Below are 4,264 nucleotides of genomic sequence, written 5' to 3'. Positions count from 1 at the left end.
GTGCTCGAGTGCTTGACGCAAGACGGCCTGAGCTTGTCCTGCCTTCGCCGTTTTTCCGGAGATCAAAGCTCGGGGTGCGAGTGTGGCCACCGCCGAGTCGATCGCTTCGCCGAACTCATCGGGGAAGTCGACCACGCTGCCGAAGTCCGGCAGCGGCTGAAAACTGATCGGCCTACCCGCTGATCGTCGCGGCGTCCATACGACCACCTCGGTGTTCTCGTGATACTCCGCGGCTCTGCCGACCTCAGCTTCGCTCCAGTGTGGGGGAGGCGTAGGCCACGCGCTTCCCAGCCGCGCCAGGTCGTTGTTCGGATCCAGAACGATAGCGGAAACGCCGCGCAACGCGCATTCTTCGACAAGGCGTCGAATCAAAACCGTTTTGCCCGAGCCGGAACCGGCGAAGATTGCGGTGTGTTTCCGCAACGCTTCGAGGTCGATGTGGAGCTGCTGCTCGTTGTCCAGGCGCTTTCCGAGCGGCACCGAGAGCAGGTCGATTGGACTCGGCTTCTCGGCAATGGGTAGCTCTACCTTGTCGCCTGTACCGCCTCCAGCACCGTTGGTTTCGCTGTAATCACCGGGGTACTCGGCCGCGGTCGGCAGCATGAACAAACCCGACTCCGATTCGGTCTGGTCCTCTAACGCGTCCGCCAAGATCTTGATCGCGTGCGCTGGGCGTCTCGAAGCCAGCCATGCGTCGAGGAACGGCGACCCCTCGCTCAACATCTCGTCGAGCGAGGACAGTGAGGCCAGCTCCTCTTCCGAAACGCTCAGTGTCCTACCGCCGGCCTGCTCGAACTCGTTGATAGCTTGCGCGGTCTTGGGTCCTTTCGACCACGGTACGTTTCGGATGACGTACAGCTTTCGGCGCGATATGCCCGTGTGAAGCCCCGCTGTCGTACACGCTGCGCGGAGCCGATTCAGTACCGCGACTGCGCTTTCGGACGCGATTGCGCGAAAGGCCCAGTGCTGCTCGTCCTCGGTTGCCGGATCCAACTTGTGGCGCAGTCGAGCGTGGAGAGCTGGCTTCGCACTAGGCAGATTGTCGAGGGCGTACGCATCCCCGATGTCACCGAGTTCTTTGATCCACGCTGTCAGTCCCGCGGACAGAAGAAGGGGGATCAACTTGTCTTCGAACTTATGGCTGGTAGGAAGGTTGGTATTCGCTTTCAGGCGTAACTCTTCGTACCGGGCATCGAGTGTCTTCAGCTCCGCCGCGTCATCGCCGCCGTCGCGCACTGGCCCGGTGTCTCCGACCAGGTCTGTGAGTTCCGTGACGCGGCCCGCCTCCAAGCATCGACGAATGTGCTTGTCCACGTTGATCATGAGTTGCCGCGGAGTAATTCCCTCCGCTTTGTCGAAAGCAGTTTTGGATACGGGCCAGGTCGAATGAGGTGGCACGAATCCGAGAGGGGCGTACTTGGCCGCGAAGCGTTTCTCGAGGATTTCTTCTGCGACAGATGCTCGCGGTACACCCTTGAGTACAGGCGTTACGCGGAATCGGTCGCTCACACTTTTCGTTGCGCGGTCCTGGATGAGTTCCCACACGCTTGGCAGGCATGCGACGACAGACGCAGTGCGTCCGAGATTCTCCCTGAGGGACATCAGACCGTGTGCGACCTGCTCGATGACAAGGTTGTCCGAGGATTCGAGGTCGTCCCGTGCGTCACTCGACGACCGCGATTGCGCAAGAAGGGTGTCGATCTGGTCGACGGCCAGAACCGACGGACCCGTTGCAGCGAGAAGTCGCGAAATGTCACGAACAACCTGCTGCGGTGTCAGGACTGCGCGCTGAATGCCCCAGGTTTCACGCGAACCCGGTTGCGCTTCGTCGATCGACTGGAGAAAGGCGTTGCCCACGTCGTGAACGGCCAAGTCCGTTGTTGCGTAGAGCACGAGGGCCCGAAGTGTCGATTGGCTCTGGTTGACGAGGCGGGGTTGTACTGCGTGTACCGCCGCCACGAACTTGTCCAGCGTCTTGGGTTCGAGTTCGTCGTCGCCGATGATCGCACGACGTTCTGCTCTCGTGATCTTACTGGTCGACGCCAGACGCCACAGGAACAGCTTGAGCTGCGTGTCTTGCTCGGGAGCTGGCCGAGTCAGATCGTCGAGCATTCCGACGAGTGTGGTCTGCCAGAAAGTCGTGGAGTCGAGCAAACCGATCAAGAAGAAGTAGCCGCCCGTTGCTTGAACTCGTTCGCGCACCTGACCGAGGAGATGAGTCTTGCCGGATCCAGCGGTTCCTCGCAGTGCGACCCCGATCGGACTCGCGTCCTCGCTGGCGTCAGCGTCGTCGAAAGCTTCCATGACGAAGTTCAGGGCGACGTCGTGCAACGAGTGGGCATGCAGTTCGGCCTGAGAGCGCCACACGTCGTCGGGCGTGGGCGCCCAGTTGAGTCTGATGGATCTCAGTGCTTTACGTTCGAGTTCGTTCATCATCCCTCGATCGCGATCAGGTGAACTGGTTGCCCAGCGATGGTGATCGAAGACGTGCGCACCGACTCCGTCAACGTTTTCTGGTTTTCCTCGGCGATGAGGCTGACATCTTCGGACCGATACATCTCTCCTAGTGCCCTGTCCAACTTGGGCTTCGGAACGTCGGGTAGAGCGGCACGAATGTCTTTCAGCGTGACCCATGCTCCGGACCGGGTGGCAACCTGCGCGTAAGTCGTCCTGATGCGTGCATCTATCGGCGCGTCCGGCCCTGCGGCAGATGCCACCCCGTGGTCGTTCTTCTCCTCGGTCGCTTCCAACGGTGGATCAGCGCGAAAGACGTGCGAGAGTCTGAGATCCTCCTTGTCGAGGTAGCGCTGGAGTCCGGAAAGCACCGAGTACATCGCTCGCGCTTGCGGTGTTGCGCGGGGAGGCGCGTTGCCCTTCAACTCACGTGCGCATTCGGCCCATCCTTTGTCGGTGAGGGTGTGGACCATCGGCTTTCGGTTGTGATCGGTTTCGATCAGTCTCAAACGATTGAGTCGCTCGCGGTGGTCCTTCTTCAGCTCGGGGCCGAGCTCCTTGAGACGGGTGTTCGACGTCTCGTCGGCCTGGGCCATCAGGACCAGGAGTATCAACCTCTCGGTGCCGGTCAGTTCGTCACTCGTCACTTAGGTGCTGTCCCTTCGGTGTGTACTGCGGAACATCGTGTCCCGCTTGTTCTCTATGAAGCTCTCGATCGCGGAGACTACAGCGGCCACGTCTTCGAGCACTTGTTCGTTGGTGAAACGCAGCACGGCATGGCCGTGCAGTTGCAGCACCACATCGCGCTGACGGTCGCGGGCGAACTTGACCGGCTGTCGATGCTCACTGCCGTCCACTTCGACCACACATTTCTCGGTCGGCCAACGCAGGTCGACGACGACTCTCTCGTGCAACGGTGTCGGTTGGAACGGCTGGTTCCATTCACGGCCCCACGCCCACAGACACTGGGCGAGCGCACGTTCGAGCTTGTTCTCCGCCGTGCTTCCGGGGTGTGGTCTCCCGGCGATTGCTGGGATGTGGATTATCTGTCGGGCGGTACCGAAGCCGGCCCCAGGCTTCGGACCGCGTTCGAAATCTACGATCCGTACACGGTCGGAGGCGCTGTCGGGCCCGACGACCCACACAGCGAAACCGCCCTGCTGGGCGAGCCACTCGCACGCACCGAACAGTTGCGCCCGTTTGTCCGGCTGGATGTGCGGGGTTGCATTGATCAGCAGCGCGACGGCCTCCCGATCGAAGGTGTCCGCGAGCACTCTGCGAATTCCCTGGGCCCGGGTTTTGTCGATGAAGGAAGTGGTGCCGGCACTGGACGTCAAGGCCGACTCAGCCAGTGCGCTGAGAAATGGGCCGAAGTGGTCGGTCTCCGCAGCCAGTCTCATGGCCAGCTTCCGTGCGGCCGAACGTTCGAGGCGACTCGGGCCGTCCAGGTCCTCGGCGCCGGGCAGCCACGCTGGGAACAGACGTCGGGCTGCCGTTTCGAGGGCATCGAGGACGTGGGCTACTACTTGGCCCTGTGAGACGACTTCCGCGGTTTCGATTGCAATGACTGCCGGCGCACCGGGTGGCAGCGGGTCCAGCGTCGCGGTGACGGCATGAATGTTTGTTCCGCGAAGAAGTGTCACCCGCTTGACTGCCGGGTCCGAGTACCAAGGCGAACGAACTTCCTTGCTCAAGTCCTGCGCCGTGCCGACCGTCGTATGTTCGATCTCAGGCACCTTTCACGGAGCTGTGCTACTCGGGTGCTCGGAAATTCGGACATCGAGGTTCAGTTTGGCACGCGAGATGCGAG

At 61.5% G+C, this 4,264-nt stretch carries 3 protein-coding genes; all 3 read right to left on the bottom strand.

The features are described from left to right. On the bottom strand, positions 1-2,436 hold a 2,436-nt coding region (locus WBQ44_RS05350), incomplete at its 3' end, for a helicase HerA domain-containing protein (protein ID WP_495565695.1). Beyond that, positions 2,433-3,101, bottom strand: coding sequence for a hypothetical protein (locus WBQ44_RS05345; protein WP_495565694.1), 669 nt, complete (start codon positions 3,099-3,101; stop codon positions 2,433-2,435). The genes WBQ44_RS05345 and WBQ44_RS05350, both read right to left, overlap by 4 nt. Further along, the gene (locus tag WBQ44_RS05340) at positions 3,102-4,190 is read right to left on the bottom strand and encodes an endonuclease domain-containing protein (RefSeq protein ID WP_495565693.1); all 1,089 of its coding nucleotides are present in this window, start codon (positions 4,188-4,190) and stop codon (positions 3,102-3,104) included. Positions 4,191-4,264 lie beyond the last annotated feature (74 nt).

Source organism: Rhodococcus sp. (in: high G+C Gram-positive bacteria) (genome assembly GCF_049591685.1).
In the GTDB taxonomy this organism is placed as follows: Bacteria; Actinomycetota; Actinomycetes; order Mycobacteriales; family Mycobacteriaceae; genus Rhodococcoides.
Note: the sequence above shows the minus strand (reverse complement) of the source record. Positions and strands in the feature narration are given on the sequence as shown.